General features: G+C 73.0%; 19 protein-coding genes and 1 tRNA gene. 5 read left to right on the top strand and 15 right to left on the bottom strand.

Features of this window, described 5'->3' with window-relative positions; all coding sequences use genetic code 11:
• Positions 1 to 38 precede the first annotated feature (38 nt).
• From GA0074696_RS26975 to GA0074696_RS26960, 4 genes are all read right to left on the bottom strand, one after another.
• Entirely contained in the window at positions 39 to 1,397 is a 1,359-nt protein-coding gene (locus tag GA0074696_RS26975) for a formimidoylglutamate deiminase (RefSeq protein ID WP_088963675.1), read from the bottom strand.
• A 151-nt stretch (positions 1,398 to 1,548) separates the two neighbouring features.
• On the bottom strand, positions 1,549 to 2,718 hold the full coding sequence (locus tag GA0074696_RS26970; RefSeq protein WP_231925495.1) for an allantoate amidohydrolase: 1,170 nt from the start codon (positions 2,716 to 2,718) through the stop codon (positions 1,549 to 1,551).
• 83 nt (positions 2,719 to 2,801) lie between these two features.
• Positions 2,802 to 4,457 carry a urocanate hydratase gene (gene hutU, locus GA0074696_RS26965; RefSeq protein ID WP_088963673.1) on the bottom strand — a complete coding sequence of 552 codons (1,656 nt, stop codon included), beginning with the start codon at positions 4,455 to 4,457 and terminating at the stop codon, positions 2,802 to 2,804.
• Positions 4,458 to 4,470: 13 nt separating this feature from the next.
• Positions 4,471 to 5,322 carry a MurR/RpiR family transcriptional regulator gene (locus GA0074696_RS26960; RefSeq protein ID WP_088963672.1) on the bottom strand — a complete coding sequence of 284 codons (852 nt, stop codon included), beginning with the start codon at positions 5,320 to 5,322 and terminating at the stop codon, positions 4,471 to 4,473.
• A 185-nt stretch (positions 5,323 to 5,507) separates the two neighbouring features.
• On the opposite strand from GA0074696_RS26960, the gene GA0074696_RS26955 reads away from it, so the two are divergent.
• Entirely contained in the window at positions 5,508 to 7,499 is a 1,992-nt protein-coding gene (locus tag GA0074696_RS26955) for a trypsin-like peptidase domain-containing protein (RefSeq protein WP_088963671.1), read from the top strand.
• Between the two features lie 19 nt (positions 7,500 to 7,518).
• Here GA0074696_RS26955 and GA0074696_RS31265 read toward each other — a convergent pair whose 3' ends face one another.
• Positions 7,519 to 8,469 (bottom strand): acyltransferase family protein, encoded by a 951-nt coding sequence (locus tag GA0074696_RS31265; RefSeq protein WP_172894465.1) that lies wholly within the window; start codon positions 8,467 to 8,469, stop codon positions 7,519 to 7,521.
• A gap of 186 nt (positions 8,470 to 8,655) precedes the next feature.
• On the opposite strand from GA0074696_RS31265, the gene GA0074696_RS26945 reads away from it, so the two are divergent.
• The gene (locus tag GA0074696_RS26945; RefSeq protein WP_088963670.1) at positions 8,656 to 10,851 is read left to right on the top strand and encodes a sialate O-acetylesterase; all 2,196 of its coding nucleotides are present in this window, start codon (positions 8,656 to 8,658) and stop codon (positions 10,849 to 10,851) included.
• Positions 10,852 to 10,961: 110 nt separating this feature from the next.
• Here the strand turns inward: GA0074696_RS26945 and GA0074696_RS26940 are convergent, their stop codons facing one another.
• The 6 genes from GA0074696_RS26940 to GA0074696_RS26915 all read right to left on the bottom strand — a co-directional run bounded on the left by GA0074696_RS26940 (position 10,962) and on the right by GA0074696_RS26915 (position 18,511).
• A complete protein-coding gene (locus tag GA0074696_RS26940) occupies positions 10,962 to 12,308 on the bottom strand; it encodes an O-antigen ligase family protein (protein WP_157746122.1) in 1,347 nt (448 codons plus the stop codon).
• A gap of 1 nt (position 12,309) precedes the next feature.
• On the bottom strand, positions 12,310 to 13,698 hold the full coding sequence (locus GA0074696_RS26935; protein ID WP_172894463.1) for a lipopolysaccharide biosynthesis protein: 1,389 nt from the start codon (positions 13,696 to 13,698) through the stop codon (positions 12,310 to 12,312).
• On the bottom strand, positions 13,674 to 14,741 hold the full coding sequence (locus tag GA0074696_RS32105; RefSeq protein WP_088963667.1) for a glycosyltransferase: 1,068 nt from the start codon (positions 14,739 to 14,741) through the stop codon (positions 13,674 to 13,676). Before GA0074696_RS32105 ends, GA0074696_RS26935 begins: the two co-directional genes overlap by 25 nt.
• Entirely contained in the window at positions 14,741 to 15,706 is a 966-nt protein-coding gene (locus tag GA0074696_RS26925) for a glycosyltransferase family 2 protein (protein ID WP_088963666.1), read from the bottom strand. The genes GA0074696_RS32105 and GA0074696_RS26925 overlap by 1 nt, the downstream gene beginning before the upstream one ends.
• Before the next feature lie 90 nt (positions 15,707 to 15,796).
• Positions 15,797 to 17,227, bottom strand: a complete 1,431-nt coding sequence (locus GA0074696_RS26920; protein ID WP_231925165.1) for a sugar transferase — start codon at positions 17,225 to 17,227, stop codon at positions 15,797 to 15,799.
• Between the two features lie 216 nt (positions 17,228 to 17,443).
• Positions 17,444 to 18,511 carry an LCP family protein gene (locus tag GA0074696_RS26915; RefSeq protein WP_088963665.1) on the bottom strand — a complete coding sequence of 356 codons (1,068 nt, stop codon included), beginning with the start codon at positions 18,509 to 18,511 and terminating at the stop codon, positions 17,444 to 17,446.
• A 128-nt stretch (positions 18,512 to 18,639) separates the two neighbouring features.
• On the opposite strand from GA0074696_RS26915, the gene GA0074696_RS26910 reads away from it, so the two are divergent.
• The 3 genes from GA0074696_RS26910 (at position 18,640) to GA0074696_RS32095 (ending at position 20,533) form a co-directional block, all read left to right on the top strand.
• Positions 18,640 to 19,473, top strand: coding sequence for a class I SAM-dependent methyltransferase (locus GA0074696_RS26910; protein WP_088963664.1), 834 nt, complete (start codon positions 18,640 to 18,642; stop codon positions 19,471 to 19,473).
• Positions 19,474 to 19,938: 465 nt separating this feature from the next.
• Complete coding sequence (locus tag GA0074696_RS32100) at positions 19,939 to 20,076, top strand: RlpA-like double-psi beta-barrel domain-containing protein (protein ID WP_231925164.1); 138 nt, start codon at positions 19,939 to 19,941, stop codon at positions 20,074 to 20,076.
• A 43-nt stretch (positions 20,077 to 20,119) separates the two neighbouring features.
• Positions 20,120 to 20,533, top strand: coding sequence for an expansin C-terminal domain-related protein (locus GA0074696_RS32095; RefSeq protein ID WP_231925163.1), 414 nt, complete (start codon positions 20,120 to 20,122; stop codon positions 20,531 to 20,533).
• A 3-nt stretch (positions 20,534 to 20,536) separates the two neighbouring features.
• Here GA0074696_RS32095 and GA0074696_RS26900 read toward each other — a convergent pair whose 3' ends face one another.
• The 4 genes from GA0074696_RS26900 to bcp all read right to left on the bottom strand — a co-directional run bounded on the left by GA0074696_RS26900 (position 20,537) and on the right by bcp (position 22,655).
• The gene (locus GA0074696_RS26900; RefSeq protein WP_088963663.1) at positions 20,537 to 21,067 is read right to left on the bottom strand and encodes a GNAT family N-acetyltransferase; all 531 of its coding nucleotides are present in this window, start codon (positions 21,065 to 21,067) and stop codon (positions 20,537 to 20,539) included.
• A gap of 65 nt (positions 21,068 to 21,132) precedes the next feature.
• A tRNA-Leu gene (locus GA0074696_RS26895) sits at positions 21,133 to 21,218 on the bottom strand.
• Entirely contained in the window at positions 21,189 to 22,148 is a 960-nt protein-coding gene (locus GA0074696_RS31530; RefSeq protein ID WP_197700785.1) for a hypothetical protein, read from the bottom strand. Before GA0074696_RS31530 ends, GA0074696_RS26895 begins: the two co-directional genes overlap by 30 nt.
• A gap of 30 nt (positions 22,149 to 22,178) precedes the next feature.
• Entirely contained in the window at positions 22,179 to 22,655 is a 477-nt protein-coding gene (gene bcp, locus GA0074696_RS26885) for a thioredoxin-dependent thiol peroxidase (RefSeq protein WP_088963662.1), read from the bottom strand.
• Positions 22,656 to 22,688 lie beyond the last annotated feature (33 nt).

The raw sequence follows: 22,688 nt of genomic DNA, 5'->3' as shown, positions 1-22,688 counted from the left end.
TGCCCCGGAACCCGTCGGCCGCCGGCCGGCCCGCGCGGTCACCCACGGGACACCGCCGCGATCGCGTCGCGCAGCTCCGTCGGCACGTCCACGGTCAGGTGCACGCCGTCGCGCACCACCTGCCGGCCGTCGACGACCACCGAGCTGACGTCGGCGGCGGTCGCCGCGAAGAACGCCCCCACCGGCGGCACCCCGGCCGTGCGGGCGGTGTCGAGCCGTACCGTGACCAGGTCGGCGCGGTCACCGACGGCGAGCCGGCCGGCGTCGGCCCAGCCCAGCGCGGTGTGCCCGCCGGTGGTCGCGGCGGCCAGCAGGTCGACCGCGCTGAAGTGCCCCCGCCGGCGGGTGCGCAGCCGCTCGTCCAGCTCGACCGCGCGGGCCTCCTCGAACAGGTCGATCACGGCGTGGCTGTCACTGCCCAGGCTGAGCGGGCTGCCGGCCTCGACCATCCGCCGGGCCGGCCCGATCCCGTCGGCCAGGTCCCGCTCGGTGGTGGGGCAGAGGCAGACCCCGGTGCGGCTCTCCCCGAGCAGCGCCACGTCCGCGCCGGTCGGGTGGGTGGCGTGCACGGCGGTGACGGCCGGCCCGAGCACCCCGTGGTCGGCGAGCAGCCGGGTGGGGGTGCGGCCGTGTACCGCCCGGCAGGCGTCGTTCTCGGCGGGCTGCTCCGACAGGTGCACGTGCAGCGGCGCGCCGCGCCGGTCCGCCCAGCCGGCGACGGTGGCGAGCTGTTCCGCCGGCACCGCGCGGACCGAGTGGATGGCCGCGCCGACCCGGGCGTGACCGGCGTCGGGGGTGAACCCGCTGACCCGGTCCGCCCAGCGCAGCGCGTCGCCGTCGCCGAAGCGCCGCTGCGGCCCGGCCAGCGGGGCGCCGTCCACGGTCGCGGTCAGGTAGCAGGTGTCCAGCAGGGTGATCCGGATGCCGGCCTGCGCGGCCGCCTCGACCAGCGCCGCCGACATCGCGTTCGGGTCGTCGTACGGGGTGCCGTCCGGGCCGTGGTGCAGGTAGTGGAACTCGCCGACGCAGGTCACCCCGGCCAGCGCCATCTCCGCGTACGCGGCCCGGGCCAGGGCCAGGTACGAGACCGGGTCGAGCCGCTGCGCGACCGCGTACATCCCGTCCCGCCAGGTCCAGAAGTTGCCCCGCCCGGCGTGGGTGCGCCCGCGCAACGCGCGGTGGAAGGCGTGCGAGTGGGCGTTGGCCAGGCCGGGCAGCGTCAGCCCGGGCAGCCGGACGGCGTCACCGAGCACCTCCACCCCGGCGGTGGGCCGGCCGGCGGTCAGCGGGGCGACCGTGGTGATCCGCCCGTCGACCGCCTCGATCAGCACGTCCGGGGTGGGCTCGGCGTGGTCGGGCAGCCAGGCGTACTCGGCGAGCCAGCGGGTGGCTGTCATGGTGTCGACTCCCTGTGGAGCTGAATCGTCTGCGACATCACCCGATCATGGCCGCGCCGAATCGTCTGCGACATCAGCCCGACAGCGCCCGACGGGGCCGGTGCCTCCCGGCCCCGGCCCGCCGTCGTCGGCCCGTTCGGCCGGGCCGGGCTCAGCGACATGCCAGCTCCTCAAGCACCCGGGCCAGGGCGGTCACCCCGGCGGCGCAGTCCGCGTCGGTGGCCGACTCGGCGGGGGAGTGCGACACCCCCGTCGGGTTGCGCACGAAGAGCATCGCGGTGGGCAGGTGCGTGGCCAGCACCCCCGCGTCGTGGCCCGCCCCGGTGGGCAGCACCGGCGCGTCGAGCAGCTCGGCCAGCCGGTCGGACAGCCCGCCGTCGAAGGCGACCAGCGGGGTGGCCGACTCCTCCGTGCAGGTCAGCTCCGTGCCGTCCCGCTTCGCCCGCTCGGCCGCCTTGGCATGCACCGCCCCGACCAGCCCGCGCAGCGTCTCCGGTTCGGCCGCCCGGGCGTCCAGCCAGCCGGTCACCCGCGACGGGATCGCGTTGGTGGCGTTCGGCTCCACCGACACCCGACCCACGGTGGCGTGCGCGTCGCGCAGCCGGGCCTCCTTGTTCGCCGCCAGCACCGTGAACGCGTACGTCAGCATCGGGTCGCGGCGGTCGGCCATCCGGGTCGTACCCGCGTGGTTGCCCTCGCCGTGGAAGTCGAAGCGCCAGCGGCCGTGCGGCCAGATCGCGCTGGCGACCGCGACCGGCGCGTCGGCCTCGACCAGCGCGCGGCCCTGCTCGACGTGCAGCTCCACGAAGGCGGCGAAACGGCCGAGCAGCGCCGGGTCGGCGCCCGCGGGCCGGTCGCCGAGCGCCTCGGCGAAGCTCACCCCGGCCGCGTCGCGCAGGCCGGCCGCGCGCTCCACCGCGATCTCCCCGGTGAGCAGCCGCGACCCCAGGCACGGTACGCCGAACCGCGCCCCCTCCTCCTCCACGAACGCCGCCACCGCGATCGGCCGGCCCGGCACCACGCCCGTGCCGCGCAACTCGTCGACGGCGAGGAACGCGCTGACGATGCCGAGCGGCCCGTCGTACGCCCCGCCGTGCGGCACCGAGTCGAAGTGGCTGCCGGTGAGCACCGCGTCGCCGGCCTGCGGGTCACCCCACCAGGCGAAGACGTTGCCGTTGCCGTCGGCGGTGACCGGCATGCCCCGGTGCTCGGCCTGCTCGCGGAACCACTCCCGCAGCCGCAGCTCCGGCTCGGTCAGCGCGTAGCGCAGGTAGCCGCCGCTGCCGGCGTCCCGCCCGACCGGCGCGATCTCGTCCCACAGCGCCCGGAACCGGCCGGCGAGATCCGTCCCGGCATCCCTGTTGTTCGCGACTGCGGGGCTCCGCTGCGCTGCACTCCTCGCGCTCACGCGGAACCCTCGGCCATGGGCACCCGCACCCCGGTCCGCTCGGCGACCTCGCGGGCGGCCTCGTACCCGGCGTCCACGTGCCGGATCACGCCCATCGCCGGGTCGTTGGTGAGCACCCGCTCGATCTTCTGCCCGGCCAGCGCCGTGCCGTCGGCGACGCAGACCTGCCCGGCGTGGATGGACCGCCCGATGCCCACCCCGCCGCCGTGGTGGATGGAGACCCAGGACGCCCCGCTGGCGGTGTTGACCAGCGCGTTGAGCAGCGGCCAGTCGGCGATCGCGTCGGAGCCGTCGGCCATCGCCTCGGTCTCCCGGTAGGGGCTGGCCACGCTGCCGCAGTCCAGGTGGTCCCGGCCGATCACCACCGGCGCGGACAGCTCACCGGAGGCGACCATCTCGTTGAACCGCACCCCGGCCTTGTCCCGCTCGCCGTAGCCGAGCCAGCAGATCCGCGCCGGCAGGCCCTGGAAGGCGACCCGCTCGCCGGCCATCCGCATCCACCGGGCCAGCGACTCGTTCTCCGGGAACAGCTCCAGGATGGCCCGGTCGGTGGCCGCGATGTCCTTCGGGTCGCCGGAGAGCGCCGCCCAGCGGAACGGGCCCTTGCCCTCGCAGAACAGCGGCCGGATGTACGCCGGCACGAAGCCGGGGAAGTCGAACGCCCGCTCGTAGCCGTCGAGCTGGGCCTCACCGCGGATCGAGTTGCCGTAGTCGAAGACCTCCGCGCCCGCGTCGAGGAAGCCCACCATCGCCTCGACGTGCTTCGCCATCGAGGCCCGGGCCCGGTCGGTGAACTCGGCCGGCTTCGCCGCGGCGTAGTCCCGGGCGTCGGCCAGCTCCACCCCCACCGGCAGGTACGACAGCGGGTCGTGCGCGCTGGTCTGGTCGGTCACCACGTCGATCTCGACGCCGCGCACCAGCAGCTCGGGGAAGACGGTGGCGGCGTTGCCGACCACGCCGACGCTCAGCGCCCGGCGGTCCCGCTTCGCGGCGAGCACCCGCTGCACCGCGTCGTCCAGGGAGTCGGCGATCTCGTCGAGGTAGCGGTCGTGCACCCGCCGCTCCAGCCGGCTGCGGTCCACGTCCACGATCAGGCACGCGCCGCCGTTCATGGTCACCGCGAGGGGCTGGGCCCCGCCCATCCCGCCGCAGCCGGCGGTCAGCGTCAAGGTCCCGGCCAGCGTGCCGCCGAAGCGCTTCGCCGCCACCGCCGCGAACGTCTCGTAGGTGCCCTGGAGGATGCCCTGGGTGCCGATGTAGATCCACGAGCCGGCGGTCATCTGCCCGTACATGGTCAGGCCGAGCTGCTCCAGGCGGCGGAACTCCGGCCAGGTGGCCCAGTCGCCGACCAGGTTCGAGTTGGCCAGCAGCACCCGGGGCGCCCACTCGTGGGTGCGCATGACCCCCACCGGGCGGCCGGACTGCACCAGCATCGTCTCGTCGTCGCGCAGCTCGGTCAGCGTACGCACCAACGCGTGGTACGACGGCCAGTCCCGGGCGGCCTTGCCGGTGCCGCCGTAGACGACCAGGTCGTCCGGGCGCTCGGCCACCTCCGGGTCGAGGTTGTTCATCAGCATCCGCAGGGCGGCCTCCTGCGGCCACCCCTGGGCGGTGCGTGCGGTGCCGCGAGCGGCGCGGACGGGCTGGTGCATCTCGGAACTCCTCTCAGCCGAGGAACAACTGGCGACGGGCGGCGGACGACTCGAACGCCTCCAGGCGGGACTGCGTGTCCGCCGGGGAGGCGTCGCAGATCGCCTGGAGAACCACCATGGCCAGGGTCATCGGGGCGGTGTGCAGGTCGAAGACGAGGTCGGTGCCGACCGTGGCGGGCAGCACCAGCTCGGCGTACTCGGTCGCCGGGCTGACCGGCGAGTCGGTGATCGCGACCACGGTCAGCCCGGCGTCGCGGGCCTCCCGCAGCGCCTCGAAGGTCTCTCGGGGGTAGCGGGGCAGGACGAAGGCGAGCAGGGCGCTCGCCCCGGACGCCGCCGCCTGCTCCAGCCGGTCGGTGAGCAGGCTGCCGCCGTCGTCGAGCACCCGGACGTCCGGGTGCACCTTCGCGGCGAAGTAGGCGAAGTACGCGGCCAGCGGCGCCGCCGCCCGCAGCCCGAGCACCGGCAGCGGACGGCTGGCCGCCAGCAGCTGCCCGGCGGCGGCGATCCGGTCCCGGTCGGCGAGCTCGCGGGCGAGCCGCTCCAGGTTCGCCATCTCGGCGCGGACCGCCCGCTGGAGTTCGTTGCCGTCGCCGGCGCCGCCGGTGGCGCCGCCGGAGGTCAGCTCGCGCAGCCGCCGGCGCAGCGCCGGGTAGCCGTCGTGGCCGAGCGCGACGGCGAACCGGGTCACCGACGGCTGGCTGACCCCGGCCAGCTCGGCCAGCTCGGCCGCCGACAGGTACGACGCGGCGGCGGCGTGCTGCACCAGGCAGTGCGCGATGCGGCGCTGGGTCGGCGTGAGGCGGACGCCGTGGAACAGGTCGAGCACCCGGTCGGGGGGTGCGGCGACGGCTCCGTCATTCATGGCGCGACTGTATGCATGAAAACTTTCAGATGCAACCGCCGTCCGTTCGGTCACACCCGCCTGACCGTCGGTGGTCCACACCGGAGGAGCCCCTGGTGGGGCGGGTCCGGCCGGAACTGCCGGCGGCCGCCGCGCTCGCGGCGTTTCTGTACTATCCGCACGGCGGGTGAGCAGAGGAGTGGGGCATGCAGCCGGACGGTCCGTACAGGTTCACCGAGGTGATGGGCGTCTGCCAGGTCGGCAGAGCCTGGTGGGCCGTCGACGGGCAGGACCGGCTGGTGACCGTCGCGGTGCTCGAACCCGTGGTGGCCGAGGATCCGGCCTGGCGTCGGGCCTTCTCCGGCATGGCCGACGCGCTGGCCGCCCCGGGCGGTGGCGGCCGGCCGTACCTGGCCGCCGACTTCACCGCGGCCGCGCCCTGGGTGGCGTACGCGGCCGACGGCGGCCCGGGTGCCGACTACCTGTTCCTCGCGCTCGGCCACGAGATCCGCAGTGAGCGCCCCGACGACGACGGCACCGTGGCCATGCTCCAGGTGCCGCCGGCCGACCAGTCCCAGCCGGCTCCGTGGGCCATCCAGGGCGACCCGACCCAGGCCCGGTCGGTGTCCGCGCCGCCGCAGCAGGTCTCCTCGCCACCGGATCAGGCCTTCGCCCCGCCCCAGCCGGTCTCCGTGCCCCCGCACCAGACCAACTCGCCCCCGCACCAGGTCTCCGTGCCCCCGCACCAGGTCTCCGTGCCGCCCTACCAGGTCTCGTCGCCGCCCGAGCAGGTGTCGACGCCGCCGGCGTTCCCGCACCCCGACCAGCCGGTCAGTGTGCCGCCGCAGGATCCCTTCGCCGCGCCGGCCCGCCGGATCCAGCCCTCCGCGCCGCCCCGGCGCCAGCCGGGGCTCTGGGCCGCCCTGGCGGCGCTGCTACTGGTGGCCGTGGTAGGTGGCGGGGTCGGCCTCTGGGCGATCTCGGCGGACCACTCCGCCGAGCCGGAGGCCACGCCCACCGTCCCCTCCACCGCGTTTCCCAGCGCCACCCCGGTGAATCCCGGACTCAAGCCGTGGGCGCAGGCGGCGCTGCGCAGCCCGGAGGAGCGGGCGCTGGCGACCGTGGGGCCGTCGATGGTCTTCGTGGAGGTCATCTTCACCGGGTACGTCCGGAACAAGCAGGACAATGCCCTGTTGCGCAAGACGCCGATCACCTTCAACCGGCGGTGCACCGGTTTCGTGGTCAATCATGACGGCCACGTCCTCACCAACAGCCAGTGCGTGCGTCCGACCCAGGACATCGTGCTCAACAACGCCCTCGGTGCGCTGGGCAACGCCCTCGTCGCCGAGGGCGGACTCAACGCCAAGGACGTTCCCGCCTTCATCAGAGCCAGAATGAGGACGGCCGTCTTCACCGGTATCGAGCCCGGTGCACAGCCGGACGCCAAGCTCTACGGCCAGCTCAACGTGGCCAAGGGGGACGTCACGGACAGCCCGGCCATCCCCGGTGCCGTGGTCCAGTCGCTCGCCCTCGAGGCGGGAAACATCGCCCTGGTCAAGCTCGCCCAGGAGAACCTCCCCGCCGCCGAGCTGAACACCGCGCCCGCCGTCGCCCAGGACACCTCGCTGCTCATCCTGGGGTACACCACCACCGACACCAGCTACCGCACGGCCAGCTACAACGTGCTCTCCAAGTCGGTGACGGTCACCGGCGTGGACACCCAGTCGCCGGTGAACCCCTACCGGATCAACGAGGACCTCGGTATCTACTCCCGCGGCGGGATCGCCATCGACCCCGCCGGCCGCGTCGTCGGGATGCTGGACAACGACCTCCTGCGACCGGACAAGGCCAATCGGGTAGTCGTCCCGGTGTCCACGATGACCGGACTGCTGGCCGGGGCCGGAATCCAGAACAGTCTCGGCGAGCCGGACAAGCTGTACCGCAGCGGTCTCGACGCGTACTTCGCCGGCCAGAACGCGACCGCGGTCGACCGCTTCGACGCGGTCGTGGAGGGCTCGCCCACCAATCTGTTGGCGCGCTCCTACCGGCAGGCGGCCGTCGACAGCGGCGGCGGCGAGGACAGCTCCGGCCGGCCCGGCTGGGCGGTGCCGCTGCTGGCCGGCTCCGGCGGAGCGCTCGCCGTCGGGCTCGTCGTCCTGCTGGTGATGCTGGCCAGGCGCCGCGACCGCACGGCCTGAGGACGGCGCCGGCCCGCCGTCACGGCCGGGCCGCAGCCGTGCCGAGCAGGTAGGGGCTGGCTGCCGTGCGGAGCGCGACCAGCGCGAACGCCCAGGGGAGCACGAGGGCGGCGGCCAGGTCGAGGAAGCCGCCGTCCGGCGGGGTGTGCAGCACCCAGAGCACGCCGGCGTGGCTCAGCACGACCGCGATGCCGCACGCGGAGAGCCGGCCGATCGTCCGGGCCGACCCGGGGCCGACCCGGGAGTCGAGCTCCTCGGCGAGGCACACCAGCCCACCGCTGATCAGCACGGCGGTCAGCACCCCGAGCCCGGGAACGCCGAAGTCGCCCGCCTTCACGTCCAGCGGGGTGCTCAGGCCGGTGACCACCAGCAGCACCCCCACCGCGAGCATCGCGGCGGCGGCCGCGGTGGGGAGCTGCGGTCGCAGCTGGCGCAGCAGCCGGCCCGAGAGCACGAAGACCAGGCAGGCCGGGACGAGGAACAGACCCAGCGGAGCAGCGGTGACGAAGCCGGGCGCCAGATACGCGACGACCAGCCCGACCAGGGCGACCGCCCAGGTGACCACCGCCGGGAACCGCTCCAGCCCCCGGTAGGCGACAGCGATCAGGAAGAGCACCGAGACGAACCAGAAAGCCGAGAACGGCCGGACGGCGGCGCTGCCGCCGTACAGGGCGTCACGGAACGCGCCGTCGGCCACCTGGCCGGTGGCCGCCTCGGCCGCCGCGAGCGTCGCGAACAGCAGCACGAACCAGGTCACGTACGGCAGGCCGAGCGACCGCCAGCGCTTGCGTAGCTCGCCCCCGAGGGGCCGGCCGGGCGTCCAGAAGTAGCCGGTCAGGAGGAAGAAGAGTGGCACGTGCCAGGTGTACACGGCGGCCCTGGTGACGCTGTCGCTCCAGACGTGACCGACGACCACCGCGGCGATGCCGACGACGCGAAGGATGTCGATGCCGGCGGACCGCGTGCTCACCGGCGCCGTTGTGCTCGTTGCGGCCATGGCGGGCATCATCGCAGACCGCGATGACCGGCAGGTGCCCACCCGACCATGGCGCAGGCGCCCGTACCCGTCCGGTCTGTCCCGGCCGGCCACCGGCGAACGCCGCGCATCGCATAGCCTTGCCGCGACGACGTGGCCGACCCGTGTGGAGGTTCGAGGGTGTCCCGTGCTCCCTCCTGGCTGGAGCGCCTCCGGTCCCTGCCGCGCAGGGCGTGGCTCGTCCTGGGCGTGGTGGGACTGACGCTCTGCTCGGTCGCCCTCGTCGGCTGGCCGTCGCCGAAGCCCGGAACGCCCGACGCCGCCTGGTCCGCCCCCGAGTCCCGGCGGTCCCAACCGCCCGCCATCCCGGTGGACGGCACCAGCTGCGCGGCCAACGTGGGGGCGATGGCCGACTTCACCCCGGTCGCCGCCGTGGACCTGCCGACGCGGGCGAACTGGCGGAACAGGACGCCGCAGTACGCCTTCGACCGCACCGGGGCCGTGGCCGGCGGCTTCGACCGGGTCGGCTACTGCCTGGAGCTGAACGGCCCGGCCGGCCCGCAGTGGGTGTGGACCGCGATGACGGCGTTCACCACCGACGCCCACCAGCTCGGCCCACCCACCCGGCCGGGCCAGATCGTGCGGCAGCGGGTCAACGACCTCGAGGTCGCGTCCAACGTCGAGGGTCTGACCAGCGGTACGGGACTCGCCGGCTACCTGGAGATGTGGCCCAACAACTACGGCACGGGAAGCTCCGGCCAGATCTCCGGCGCCTACGCCGACCGGTACGACGCGGACGATGACGTGTCGCCCGCCCTCGGGTACGGCTCGTTCCAGGTGCATCTCGTCGGCGCCACCCGTCCCTCCACCACCCCGCCCGTCACGGTCCTGGCGGTCAACGGCTTCACCTCCGCGAACGCGCCGCTCTCAATCGGCATCGGCTCCGCGCCGGCCGGTCACCCGGACTGGACGTTCGCCGGCAACGCCGGCAGCTACACCCAACGCCGCCTGACGGTGTACGCCCGCCCGTCCGTGCTCACCGTGCAACGGCACCCCGCGGACCGTCAGTTGTATCCCCGGGACGGCAACAACGGCGCCACGGTCGCCGTTTCGGGCACGGTGACCGATGCGCGGGTCAGTGCCGTGCAGCTCAAGGTGACCAGCGGCGCCGACGGCTGGGAGTACAGCGCGCCGGCCGCCGCCGGGAAGGACTTCTCCTTCCGACACCGCATCAACGCCGCGCTGCGGGAGTACCGGTTCGAGTTGCGCGTGCTCGGCGACGGGGTCGACCGGCGCGTCCGGCTGTGGGAGGGCGTGGTGGCCGGCGACGTCTACGTCGTCCAGGGCCAGTCGAACGCCGTCGCCGCCATGCATCGGGGCTCGTCGGCGGCCGAGGAGTCGCCCTACATCCGCAGCTACGGCTCGTCGACGGCCGACCGGACGCTGGCGGCCACCGCGCGCGGCTGGAACTACGCCGTCGGTGACGCGGGGCGACAGGCCGGGTCGGTCGGCCAGTGGGGCATCCGGATGGCCCACCGGATCATGGATACCTACCAGGTGCCGGTGGCCGTTCTCAATGGTGCGGAGAACGGCAGGCCGATCGGGTTCTTCCAGCGCGTCGCCACCCGGCCCGACGACCTCGGCACCAACTACGGCCGGCTGCGGCAACGCCTGGTGGGTGCCGGAGTGATCCGCGACGTACGCGGCGTCTTCTGGTATCAGGGCGAGTCCGACAACGACGACGCCGCAGCCCACGTCGCCGGTTTCACCGCGCTGCTGCGGAACTGGCGGGCGGAGATCGGCGACTCGGACACCCGTTACTACGTCTTCCAGGTCCGTACCTCGCCCTGCGGTGTCAGCACCACCGCACGACTGCGGGAGGCGCAGCGGCGGATGGCCGACACGCTCGGCGTGACGCTGCTGTCGACCAACGGCCTGTCCGGTCACCAGGGTTGCCACTACGCCTGGGAGCAGGGCTACCGCGAGCTGGGTGACCGGGTCTTCGCCGTGGTCGCCCGGGACCTGTACGGCGGTCCAGGGGAAGGGGTCGCGCCACCCAACCCGCGTTCAGCGTCCTACTCGCCGGCCGGCCGGACCGAAATCGTCATCCAGTTGCGTGCCGACGACCCGCTCACCGTCGAGCCGGGGGTGGCCGCCGACTTCCGGATCGAGGGCAGCAAGGTCACCGTGGTGGGCGTCGCATACCGCGACGGCGGCCAACTCGTGCTGACGCTCTCCGGTCCTGCGGACGGAGCGTCCGGGGTGAGCTACCTGAGCCACGCCGGTGCCGGCCCGTGGATCGTCAACGCGGTCGGCACGGGTCTGCTGACCTTCCAGGCCCTGCCGATCGGCCCGGACCGGCCCACCGGTCCCTGATCGGGCCGTGGGCGGCGCCGGTCGACTCCCGAGCTGCCGTCCGCACCCCGCTCCGCGGGAGTCCGCGGCGCGGCCGGGTCCCACCGGACCACGGCCGCGCCTCGTCCAGGTCAGGCGCCGGCGGTGGTTCGGCGCCCGCCGTGCCGGGACGTCAACCGGCGCAGGGCGGCGAGCCCGCCTGGTCGATCGACAGCGTCCACGGGGCCGGGGGCGGGCAGCGCCCCGGCCGGGGCGGCGACCGACCGGGTCAGCATCAGCGCGATGGCGATCCAGGACAGTCCGTCCACCGACAACGGGTTCCAGACGACCTCGGTCACGGAGTAGACGAGCAGGAGCACGACCGGCGCCTTCCCGGTGAAGGCCCGCCCGTCGGAGACGGCGCCGCGCAGCAGGGCCGTCGCCCAGAGCCCCCAGATCGCGAGCGCCACGAAGCCGCCCGCGAAAATCGCGAGCACGTAGCCGGAGTGGAAGAAATGCGTCGGTGCCTCCCCGACGTCCCGCAGGTAGTACCACTTGGAGACGCCCACGCCGGTGGCCTTCATGTCGGCCAGGTACTCCCGGGCGTGGATCCAGATGTTGCCGCGGTTACTCAGGGTGGTCCGGTCGGCCGTCCACATCAGGTAGGTGGCAGCCGTGAGGAAGGTCAGCACCACGGTGAGGCAGAGGGCGAGGTGGATCCGGGTGAACCGCCGCCCGCGTTCGATCAGGTAGCTTCCCGCCAGCCACGCGCCGGCGGCGGCCAGGGCCAGATAGCTCGTGCGGGAACCCGTGGCGACGATGATCAGCAGACAGAACGCGGTCGTCGCCAGCAGTTCGGCACGGCGCAGCGCGCACAGGCCGGCGACGAGGGTGAACGTCGCGATCATGGCGATGTAGTTCTCGGACTCGAAGAAGCTCTTGAACAACGCACCCGCCACCGAGCACTTCTCCAGTTTCCCGGCGGTGCAGGTCCGCCACGCCTGGTCGAAGAAGACGGTCGGGATCGTCATCACCGACAGCACGGCCAGCCCGGTGTACGCCAGCGCCCGGACGCTCAGCGCGGTGCCGGCGGCGAGCAGCACCCCTGCCAGCAGCAGCAGCCCGGCGGCCGTGTACGCCACCAGCCGCGGGCCGTACAGGCCGGACCCGACCAGGGCGTCCACCGCGAGGCACCACAGCAGCAGCGCGGCGATCGACCACCAGGAGATCCGCAGCCACCGGTCGGGGCTACCCCGCAGGGACCGTCGGCCGGACCGGACCGCCCAGGCCAGCAGGGCCAGCACCAGCAAGCCGATCAGCGCGGAGCTGCGGTCTCCGGCGAGCACCGGTGCGGCGTTGGCCAGCACGGCGAAGGCCACGAACGCCAGCGCCGTCCGGCTGTCTCCGAATGCGGCCGCGACCTTGCGACGCGCGGCCACCAGCCATGCGGCCGTCGCGACACCGCCCGCAGTCAGCAGCAGACCGAAGAGGGTGACCAACTCATGTCCTTCCAATAGAGTCCGCCGGCTGCCGCCCCGGTGCGACGCCCCGGGGCGCATCACGCCGGACGGCCGCGGCGAGGCAGCTCCACAGCAGCACACCGAGGAGCGCGTCGCAGACCAGGCTGGAGGCGACCGCGCCCTGCCACCCGTACGCCGGGATCAGCCACACGTTCAACGCCGCGTTCACCACGCCCACCGCGATCTGGCACACCGTACGACGGCCCTGCATCCGGCTGCCAGACAGGGTGTCGGCCGCCAGGTAGTGGATCGACTTGAGGACGAGCAACGCGCTGAGGCCCTGCAACGCCGTGGTGGCCGCCGCATACTCCGGCCCGAAGACGATCGGCATCGTCCAAGCGAAGGCCACCAGCAGCAGGGACGCCGGGACGCTGAACATCAGGTACCGGGGCAGCAGCCGACGGGTCAGCCGAAGGGCTGCCCGGGGGCCCTCCCGTCCGGCCTCGAAGAAACGCGGATAGGCGACCGCGGCCATGGACCGCCCCGGCGTGTACGCGAAGTCGACCACCCGGTACGCCGCCGCGTAGATGGCGGCGCTCTCCGGGCTGCCCAACCTGGACAACATCACCTTGTCGAGGTCGTTGTAGACCGTCTGCGCGGACAAGCCGACGGCGAAGAGCATGCCCGTGCGGGCCTGGGCGAGCGAGCCGCGCACGTCCGGCCGCAGCCCGCCCGCGCCGCGTACGCCGTACCAGATCACGCCCACGCAGATCACGGCGGAGAGGAGCGCGGAGGTGAGCGCCCACGCGTGCAGCGTCAGCGGCTGGCGGCTCGACACCACCAGGGCCACCGCCGCGGCCAGCCGGCAGACATGCAGCACGGCGGGGACGACCGAGGCGACGAAGACCCGACCGCGCGCCTGCACGGAGGCCGCCACCACCTCGATGAGACGCCACGCCACCAGGTCCGCGACGGCGAGCGCGGCGATGTCGACGAGATTGACGTGGCCGCCCCAGATGGCCGTCCCAGCGGCCGTCACCAGCAGGGACGCACCCGCGCCGAACACCGCGGTGAGCACCAGCCCGCGAGCGAGGTGATGGTGCCAGTCCGCCGGTGAATCGGCGTGCCCCTGGAAGATCAGGCTGGGCGCGCCGGCGGACGCGAACGGCGACACCACGGCGACGAGCGCGCTGATGCCGACGAAGAGTCCGTACGTCCCGATCGGCATCTCCCGGGCGAGGAGGATGAAGAGCGCGCCCTGGGCGAGGGTGCGCAGCAGCGTTCCCGTCAGGAACGTGCCGGACTTGCGGAGGAAACCGTCACCGCGGCCGGCGGACGAGCGGCGCGGCGGGGTAGCGGAGTCCTGCCCGCCCACCCGGTCGGGGGTGTTGTTGTCGGTCAGGGTCACCGGGTCAACGCCTCCACCCACCGGCGGCTCACCTCGGCGGGGTCGAGGGCCGCGCACCTGGCTCGCCACGCCTTCTCGAAGTCCGCGCGGGTCGGACGCTCATCACCGGTCATCCGCAGGATCGCGTCGGCGAGCCCCTCCGGCGTCGGTTCGGTGGCCAGCGTGCCGGGCACCAGGTTCGGGATCAGTTCGTCCATCGCGGGCATCGGGAGGGTGGCGACGGGCAGGCCGGCCTCGGCCGCCTCGACCAGGCTGAACCCGAATGTCTCGGCGCGGGACGGGTGCACCAGCAGGTCCGCCTCCGCGAGGAGCCCCGCCACCCCCGGCACCCGTCCCAGGAACGTGGTCCGGTGCCCGAGCCCGAGTTCATGGGCCCGGTTCTCCAACATCTGCCGCTCCTCGCCGTCACCCGCGAGGGTCAGATGGTAGTTCTCCGGCAGAGCGGCGAGCGCCGACAGCGCACAGCCGTGGTTCTTGTACGGCCGGAAGGCGGCGGTGGTGAGCAGCCCGATACGTGTCCGCTCGGCGACCTCGCGGGGCGGAACGAACCCGGCGAGCGGGACCGGGTTGGTGATCGTGACGACCGGCTGGCCGGGCGTGAGCTGCCGTACCGTCCGTGCCACGCCCTCGGAGACCGCGATGACCAGCCGCGGGCGCAGCGCCCCGATCCGGGTCATCCGGGCGAGCGTGCGGACCCGCCGGTCGATGCGGAGCCGCTCCGGCAGCAGCGAATGTTCCCAGGCCAGGAAGCTACGGCCGGAGCCTGCCAGCGCGGCGCCGACCGGGACGGTGCCCCAGAGCCCGCTGGACACGACCTCCACGTCGGGAGGCAGGGCCCGGATCCGCCGGCGCAACGGCGCAACCGCCTCCACCAGGCGGGTGATCCGGGTACCCACGCCGAGATGGTCGATGTCGAGGTCGTCGAGGCCCGGCGGGATGGCCCGGGACAGGACGGTCGCGGAGACCGCCACGCCGTGCGCCCGCAGCCCGCGCATCAGCAGCACGGCGGCGCGCTCCATGCCGTAGAGCGGCTCCAGCTGGGGGAGTACGAAGTGCAGGCGCATCAGCGGACTCCGTCCGTGGGCCGAGGACCGGGGGAGTCGCCAACCGGCCGCGACCCTCGCATCGCGACGCGCTCCAGAGCGGCACGGGGCACGATACCGATCGCTGCCAGCGCGGCGTTGGGGGCCGAGGGAGGTGCGCTTCGCCGGATCGCCCGGGCCATCTCCCGGACGCCCTCCCAGTCCCGGGCCTGAAGGGCGTAGCGCAGGGTCTGTGCCGCGACGAAGTCCGAGAAGGTCTGCGGGGCCCAGACTCCCTCCCAGCGCCTTGCCCACTCCCAGGACGTCCGCCAGTCCGCCCGCGCCGAGATCGATCCCGGGCTGCCCACGGTGTAGATCGCGGTGGCCTGCTCGACCTGCGTGATCCTGGCGCCGGGGACCCGGGCGGCCCGGATCAACCAGTCCCAGTCCTGGTGGCGGGGGAGCGTTTCGTCCCACCGGCAGGTGGTGGCGAGTTCCCGGGTCGTCAGCAGGGTCGACGTGGGCAGTGACTGCCGACCCACGCCGAGGCGACGCCGCCGGAAGAGGTAGTCCTCCGGGAGGGTGCCGTCGGCGATCAGGGTGGCCGGCGCGGCGGTGGGCAGGGGTAGGCCGCCGTCCCTGCGTTGCAGGATCCGGGACGACACCACGGGCAACCAGCCCTGCGTGGCCAGCCGTTCCAGGACGGGCACCTGAACCGCGAGCTTGTCGGGAAGCCAGGCGTCGTCGTCGTCCAGGAAGGCCACGTGGCTGTCCGGGGCGGCGTGGGCGACTCCCAGGTTGCGGGCGTACGAACCTCGCCGGCCACCGCCGGTGCACACCACCTCGTCCACCTCCCCGCCCAGCTCCCGCACGGTGGCCGGCACCTCGGGCAGGTCGCAGACGACCACCACGTGCACGGACACCCCGCGCTGCGCGCGAGCCGACCGCACTGCCTCGGCGACGCTGGGCCTACCCGTGGTCGGGATGACGACCGAGACGTCCGGCATGGGATCTCCAAGGGTTCGGGGTGCGGTTCGGCGCTGGGCGTGGCTGCTGCCAGTCCCGTCCGACGGCGTCGGGTGCTCGGCGGTCCCGGCTCAGCGGCCGCCGCCGCGGAACACCTCGGCCACCGTGCGCAGCAGCACCTTGGCGTCCAGCCACAGGGACCAGTTCTCGATGTAGTAGTTGTCGAACCGGGCGCGGTCGGAGATCGGCGTGTCCCCGCGCAGGCCGCTGACCTGCGCCAGCCCGGTGAGCCCCACCGGAACCCGGTGGCGCATCGCGTAGTTCGGGTATTCGGCGGAGAACTTCTCCACGAAGTACGGGCGCTCCGGCCTGGGCCCCACCACGCTCATGTCGCCGCGCAGGATGTTCCACAGCTGCGGCAGCTCGTCGAGGGACGTACGACGCAGGAACCGTCCGATCGGCCGGAGCCGTTGGTCGTGTGCGATGGACCAGTTCGTCTGCGACTCGTGCTCGTTCACCGGTCGCATCGACCGGAACTTCACCATGTTGAAGGGCTCGCCGTGCCGGCCGATCCGCTCCTGGCGGAAGAAGATTCCGCGCCCGCCGTCGACGAACACGGCGATCGCGCAGAGCAGCAGCACCGGGCTGAGCACCACGAGCGCGACCACGGCGAAGGCCACGTCCGAGGCCCGCTTGAGCGCCCACCGCGGCCCGGAGAGGGTGGTGTCGCCGACCTTGACGATCGGAATGGCGCCGATGTGGTCGCCGTGCGAACGGGAGCCCCAGAGCCGGGGCACCGCCCACAGGTCGCAGTTCGCGTTCGCCGGCCGGCGGAGGACCTCCATCAGCAGCGGCTCCGGACAGTCCGGATCGGCGACGATGAGCACGTCGCACTCGACCATGGTGACCAGTTGTTCGAGTTCGTGCAGGCCGCCGATCAGCGGGTGCGCCGGCGGAGCCTGCCGGGACGGGCTGTCCACGCAGCCGACGAAACGCAGGCCGTACTGGGGGTAGCGGCGCAGCAGGCGGGCGAGTTCCACCGAGGTCTGCCCGCTTCCGATGATGATCGCGTTGTGCTCCACCCACCGGCGCTTGCGGGCGACGGCGGCGATCTCCCGGGTGATCGCCCGCCCGACGACGACCAGCCCGGCGGACATGCCGACCCCGCGGGTGAAGCCGAGTACGTATTCCGCCGACTCGTGGCGCACGGCCGCGATCATGGCGACGACCGCGGCGGAGGCCAGCAGCCGGCCGCAGAGGCTCGGCAGTTCGTCGAGGATGCTCACGTGCCGCCGCGCGTGGTAGAGCCCGCCTGCGGCGAAGAAGGCAACGGTGAGGCCGGCCATGACCAGTGTGCCGCGCCAGTACTGGTGGGTGACCAGCAGCGGCGCGAGCAGCGCGGCGATGTCCACGGGGGCCGTCATCATCCAGGCGCGCAGGCCCCGGGTGCGCCGGGAGGCGCGGGAGCCGGCGTACGGCAGCACCGTGGTCGCATCCAGCCCCAGCCGGCGGGTGCCGTCGCCGTGGCTTCCCGGGGCCGCGGCGGATGGGATCGTGGGCATGCCAACGCGGCTGTGCCCGTCACCTTCCGCCGCGACGCGATGCGGCACGTCCTCGTCGTGCGTCGCGGCCGTACTGTGCTGAACCGTTGGCGGTTGCCTTGGCATGGTCGTCCTTCCCCCGTGACTGCCCGGACCGCGCATACGGCGCTACCAGGGCGCACGCAGGATATGAAGCGGTTTGTTGCGCCACCAGGGCCGACCAGGCAGTCCGAGGTCCTACTTTCCGGCGGCCACGATCTCCGGCACCGCGTCCCGGCGGACGGCATTGTAGAAGGACCGCACCTTGTCGGTGTCGGCGAAGACCACGCTCTCGGTGCCCACCTGGCCCGTGCCCCTGGTCGGGCTGGTGAAGAAGGCGAGGTTGCCGCCGCGCAGCCCGCGCAGGTCGGTCGCCATGTCCAACAACGACATTCCCTCGTCGACCGAGACGGCTGCCGAGGAAGCCTTGACGAAGTCGTTCAGCTTGCCGGGGCTCGTGAGGATGCCGCCGGAGGCCGCCTTGTCCAGGATTGCCTTGATCACCTGCTGCTGGTGGCGGATCCGGGCGAAGTCCCCGTCCGCGAACTGCTTGCGCTGCCGCGAGTAGTCCAGTGCCGTCTCGCCGTCCATCTTCTGCATGCCTTGCTGGAAGGTGCGGAACGGGGGGTGGATCGAGGTGAACGTCTTGTCCGAGTAGATGTCCACGCCCCCCAGGGCGTCGATGATGTCCTTGAACCCGGCGAAGTCGATCACCGCCACGTGGTCGACGCGGACCTTGGTGAACTCCTCGACGGTCTGCACCATCAGCGGAATCCCGCCCCAGGCGTAGGCGGCGTTGATCTTGGCTTCCCGGCCGCCGTGCTGACCGTCCTTGGAGCGCGGCACCCGCACCCAGGTGTCCCGCGGAATCGAGATGAGCTGAGCGGTCTTCCGGTCCTTCGGCAGGTGGGCCAGGATGATGGTGTCGGTCCGCGAACCGGTGGTCTTCTCCGGATCACGCGAGTCGCTGCCCAGGATCATGATGTTCATCGCGTCCTTGGCCACCACCGGTGGACGGTTCTCCTGCGGCACCTCGGTGAAGGCGTCCACCCGGTCGATGTCCTTCTCGACGGAGCGCAGATAGAACGCGCCCGCACCGACGCCACCGGCACCCAGCAGCGCCAGCACCAGCAGCACGATCAGGGCGATACGCCGGCCGCGACGGCGACGCGGAGCCGGAGCGGACGGCTGGCCCGTACCGTCGACATCCTCTTCGGACGCGGGGAGGCGTGGTTCGGAGTCGGCGAGCTGCTGGCGATCTGACATGGCCGCGATGCTACTGATTCAGGATTGCCGCCGGGGACCCTCGTCCGGACGGTCAGCCCCGGCCACCCGGTCGGTGAATCCAAAACTTTCTTCGCCACTCTTCACCTTCACCTGGTACAACCCACTGCGTGGACGCAACGACGCTTCGCCGGGCCATCGCCCGTACCCGCCTCGCGCCGGTCGCCGCCTTCCCGAAGCGGCTCGGCCGCGTCGCCCGGCACGACGCCAGGGTCATCCGCACCTCCGCTCGCTGGCTGTTCACCTCCCGCGAACACCACAACTACACCTACGAGCTGACCAAGCTGAGCCGCCAGCACCTGACCTGGTTCGTCAGCGTCGTCTGCGACACCCCCGTCAAGCAGGTCCGCGCGTACGTCGAGGAGATCGAGTCCGACGACACGCTGCGCGGCCACATCGAGCGGGCCACCGCCGGCGCCGCCCGCCGCGGCCTGGCCGACAAGCAGGTCCGGTACGCCCGGCGCGTCGGCTGGTACGCCATCGTCCGCGCCACCCGGCCCACCCACGTCGTCGAGACCGGTGTCGACAAGGGGCTGGGCAGCTGCGTGCTCGCCGCCGCCCTGCTGCGCAACGCCGCCGACGGGCACCCCGGGCGGCTCACCTCGCTGGACATCAACCCCGAGGCCGGCTACCTCGCCCGCACCGCACCCTGGTCCGACGTGGTCGACCTGGTCATCGGCGACTCCATCGCCTCCATCGCCGCGCTGGACCGGCCCGTCAACCTGTTCCTGCACGACAGCGACCACAGCCGGGCCCACGAGAAGCGCGAGTTCGAGGCGGTCGAGCCGAAGCTCGCCCCCGGCGCGATGCTGCTCACCGACAACGTCACCCACACCGACGTGCTCGCCGCGCACGCCGAACGCACCGGCCGGCGTTTCCTCGCCTACCGGGAGACCCCGCGCGACCACTGGTACCCCGGCGACGGCATCGGCGTGGCCTGGTGACTCCCACCGTCGGGTCTTAGCTTTCGCTTAGCCCGCTTGGCGCCCGGCGTGCCGGTCCGGCAACATCGACCGGCGTGACCGACGGCAGCGCTCCCGGCGACCCCGCCCCCCGTCCCACGGCGGGCCGCCGCCGGGCCCCCCGCTCCGCCCGTACCCGCTGGCTGGCCGCCGGCGGCGTCGCGGCGCTCGCCACCGTGCTGGGGCTCAGCCTCGCCCTGCGCTCCGGCGCCGCGCCCGCCTGCGCCGCGCCCCGGGCCCTCGCCGTGCCACCCGTCGCCGGCGCCGTCCACAAGGGAAAGGCCACCCTTCTACGACTCGAAGGGCGCGGGCGGCAACTGCTCCTACCCGTCCGCGCCGGCCAACCGACGCTACGTCGCCCTCGGCCCGGCCGAGTACGCGGCCGGTGCCGCCTGCGGCGGCTTCCTCGACGTCACCGGCCCGCGCGGGACCGTCCGGGTGCTGGTCATGGACCAGTGCCCGGAGTGCGAACCCGGGCACCTCGACCTGTCCCGGGAGGCGTTCGCCGAGATCGCCGACCCGGTGCAGGCGTCGTCGGGATCAGCTACCGCGTGGTGGTCGACCCGCCGCTGCCCGGCCCGCTGACCTTCCGGATCAAGGAGGGCGCGCCTCGCAGTGGTGGTTCGCCGTGCTCGTCGGCCAGCACGGCAACCCGCTGCGCTCGGTCGAGGTGCGGCAGGGCAGCTCCGGCGCCTGGCGCGGCGCCGCCCGGCAGGACTACAACTACTGGCTGATCGAATCCGGCGCCGGTCCCGGGCCGTACGCCATCCGGGTCACCGACGTGTACGGCCATCGCGTCACCGCCACCGGCATCCGGATGGCGCCGGGCCGGGTGCAGCGCAGCACGGTCAGGATGTACGGGGGCGCCGCTCCCGCCAGGGCCACCACGCCGGCGCGGTCGCCGTCGGCGCGCCCCAGCCGGTCGGCATCCCCCTCGGTGTCCGCGTCGCCCGTCCTCCCGGCGGCAGCCTCCCCGCCGGCCGTGCTCGACGCGGCGGTGGCGCCGGTGGATTCCACCGGTGCGGCCGGTTGCGGCGGCTGACCGTCAGCCCGTCGGCTCGTCCAGGTCCCGCCACATGAGGATCTCGTCGCGGTCGTCGCCGGGTGCCACCCGCAGCGCGCCCGGCAGCCGCCCGATCTCCCGGTAGCCGAGCCGGGCGTAGAAGTGCTCCAGGCCGAGCCCGCCCCGCACCGTCACGTGCAGCGCCCGCCAGCCCAGCTCCGGGGCGCGGCGCGCCGCCTCCCGCATCAGGTCGAGGCCATAGCCTCGGCCCTGGGTGTCCGGGTGGACCATCACCCGCTTGAGGATGCCCCAGTGCGGCTTCAGGTGGAACCGGTTGTCCGCGAAGATCAGCACGGCGGCGAGGCGGTCGCCCTCGTACCCGACGAGCAGCCGGTCCGGCCCGTCGGTGATGTCGGCGAGGGTCCGCTCGGCGACCGGACGGACCTCGGCGGGGCTGACCGGGGCGACGAAGCCGACCGCGCCGCCGGCGTTGGTGACGTCGACCCAGAGGTCGACGATCCGCTCGCGGAGGTCAGGGGTGAGATCGGGGTCGAGGACGAAGCGCAGACTCACGCCAGCCATCTTCGTGGAGCGGTGCTGGGCGAGCCCAAGATCGTGATGCGCCTGACAGTGATGCCTGGTGCGGGAGAGGGGATTTGAACCCCCACGTCCTTTCGGACAATAGGACCTAAACCTACCGCGTCTGCCGTTCCGCCACTCCCGCCGACGCGCTGATTGTAGAACCTCGCGCCCCGACAGCGACCAGCCCTGCCTCCTTCAGGATCAGCAGGACGGTGCGATGGCTGATCACCCGAACGCCGCCTGATGACTCCGCCAGTCCTCGCGCGATCCTGCGGGAACCCCAGTCCGGGTTGGCGGCGGCGAATCGGATGACGTCTTCCCGATGCTGTCGGCGCACCGGTCGATCACGAGCACGCGGCTCCGGCGTGATGCGTCCCGTCGTCGCCAGCCGCCGACGCAGCCTGCCCACGTGGTCTCGGGTGCAACCAAGGCGTTGAGCCGCCTCCGCAGTCGTCAGTCCACCTGAGCTCACTGCCTGGATCAACGGCTCGATTTCCTCCTCCCTGATCGACGCGGCGGAGGTGTTCAGCTGATTCCCGTCCGCTGCCGAGCCATCGGACGGCTCGTCGCTCTGGCCGGGCAGGTGGTGAGTCGACGTCGGTGCTGCCTGCCTCTTCCGCCCGGCGTAGGTGGCCGTCTGGCTGTGGCAGTTTGGGCAGAGGAGCCGCAGGTTCGGTGCACGGTTGTCGAGGAAGTCGCCGTTGATGTGGTCGACATGCAGGACGAGTGGCAGGCCCTGCCAGACCGGGCCGACGCCGCAAATCTCACACTGCTCCGGAAGGCCAATGAATGCGAGGGCTCTCTTGAGGCGGAATCCTGGCGTTCTCGGAGTGTCGGCTGGGAGCTTGACCAGAACTCCTAAAGGGTTCCGGCGGGGCGCCTGACGCCCCTTGTTGTGTGCGCTGCCCGTGAAGTGCGACGTGTCGATGCCGAACCGCTTCAACTGCCGGCTGATGTGCGCGCGCGACCCACCGCTGATGCGGACGCCGAGCAGCCGCATCACCCCGGCGATGGAGTGCGCGGCGGCGGCCGCCTCGGCGAGCGCCTCGGGCGTGTACTTGTATCGGACCACGCACGGACCGTAGCGGCCGGGTGTGACACCTCAGTCGAGGCCGAGGTCCCGCCGCAGCTTCGCCACGTGCCCGGTGGCCTTCACGTTGTAGAGCGCCCGCTCGATCTTCCCGTCCGGGTCGATGACGAACGTGGAGCGGATCACCCCGGTCACCGTCCGGCCGTACATCTGCTTCTCGCCGTACGCGCCGTACGCGGTGAGCACCGCCTTGTCGGCGTCGGCGACCAGCGGGAAGGTGATGGCGTCGCGCTCGCGGAACTTCGCCAGCTTCTCCGGCTTGTCCGGGGAGATGCCGACGACCTCGTACCCGGCGGCCTGGAGCGAGGCGAGCGAGTCGCGGAAGTCGCAGGCCTGCTTGGTGCAGCCGGGGGTCATCGCGGCCGGGTAGGCGTACAGGATGACCCGGCGGCCGCGCAGGTCGGCCAGGGAGAGCGTCTCGCCGGTGTCGGTCGGCAGGGTGAAGTCGGGGGCGGGGTCGCCGGGGTTGAGGCGGTCGGGCGCGGTCATGGCAGCGACCTTACCGCCGTCCGGGACGGCGTC

This window comes from Micromonospora purpureochromogenes, from assembly GCF_900091515.1.
GTDB classification, from domain to species: Bacteria; Actinomycetota; Actinomycetes; order Mycobacteriales; family Micromonosporaceae; genus Micromonospora; species Micromonospora purpureochromogenes.
Note: the sequence above shows the minus strand (reverse complement) of the source record. Positions and strands in the feature narration are given on the sequence as shown.

Coding starts and splice junctions, on each gene's coding strand:
- GA0074696_RS26975 (WP_088963675.1), bottom strand. CDS start 1,397: ATGACAGCCACCCGCTGGCTCGCCGAGTACGCCTGGCTGCCCGACCAC.
- hutU (WP_088963673.1), bottom strand. CDS start 4,457: ATGCACCAGCCCGTCCGCGCCGCTCGCGGCACCGCACGCACCGCCCAG.
- GA0074696_RS26960 (WP_088963672.1), bottom strand. CDS start 5,322: ATGAATGACGGAGCCGTCGCCGCACCCCCCGACCGGGTGCTCGACCTG.
- GA0074696_RS26955 (WP_088963671.1), top strand. CDS start 5,508: ATGCAGCCGGACGGTCCGTACAGGTTCACCGAGGTGATGGGCGTCTGC.
- GA0074696_RS32105 (WP_088963667.1), bottom strand. CDS start 14,741: ATGCGCCTGCACTTCGTACTCCCCCAGCTGGAGCCGCTCTACGGCATG.
- GA0074696_RS26925 (WP_088963666.1), bottom strand. CDS start 15,706: ATGCCGGACGTCTCGGTCGTCATCCCGACCACGGGTAGGCCCAGCGTC.
- GA0074696_RS26920 (WP_231925165.1), bottom strand. CDS start 17,227: ATGCCCACGATCCCATCCGCCGCGGCCCCGGGAAGCCACGGCGACGGC.
- GA0074696_RS26915 (WP_088963665.1), bottom strand. CDS start 18,511: ATGTCAGATCGCCAGCAGCTCGCCGACTCCGAACCACGCCTCCCCGCG.
- GA0074696_RS32100 (WP_231925164.1), top strand. CDS start 19,939: ATGGACCAGTGCCCGGAGTGCGAACCCGGGCACCTCGACCTGTCCCGG.
- bcp (WP_088963662.1), bottom strand. CDS start 22,655: ATGACCGCGCCCGACCGCCTCAACCCCGGCGACCCCGCCCCCGACTTC.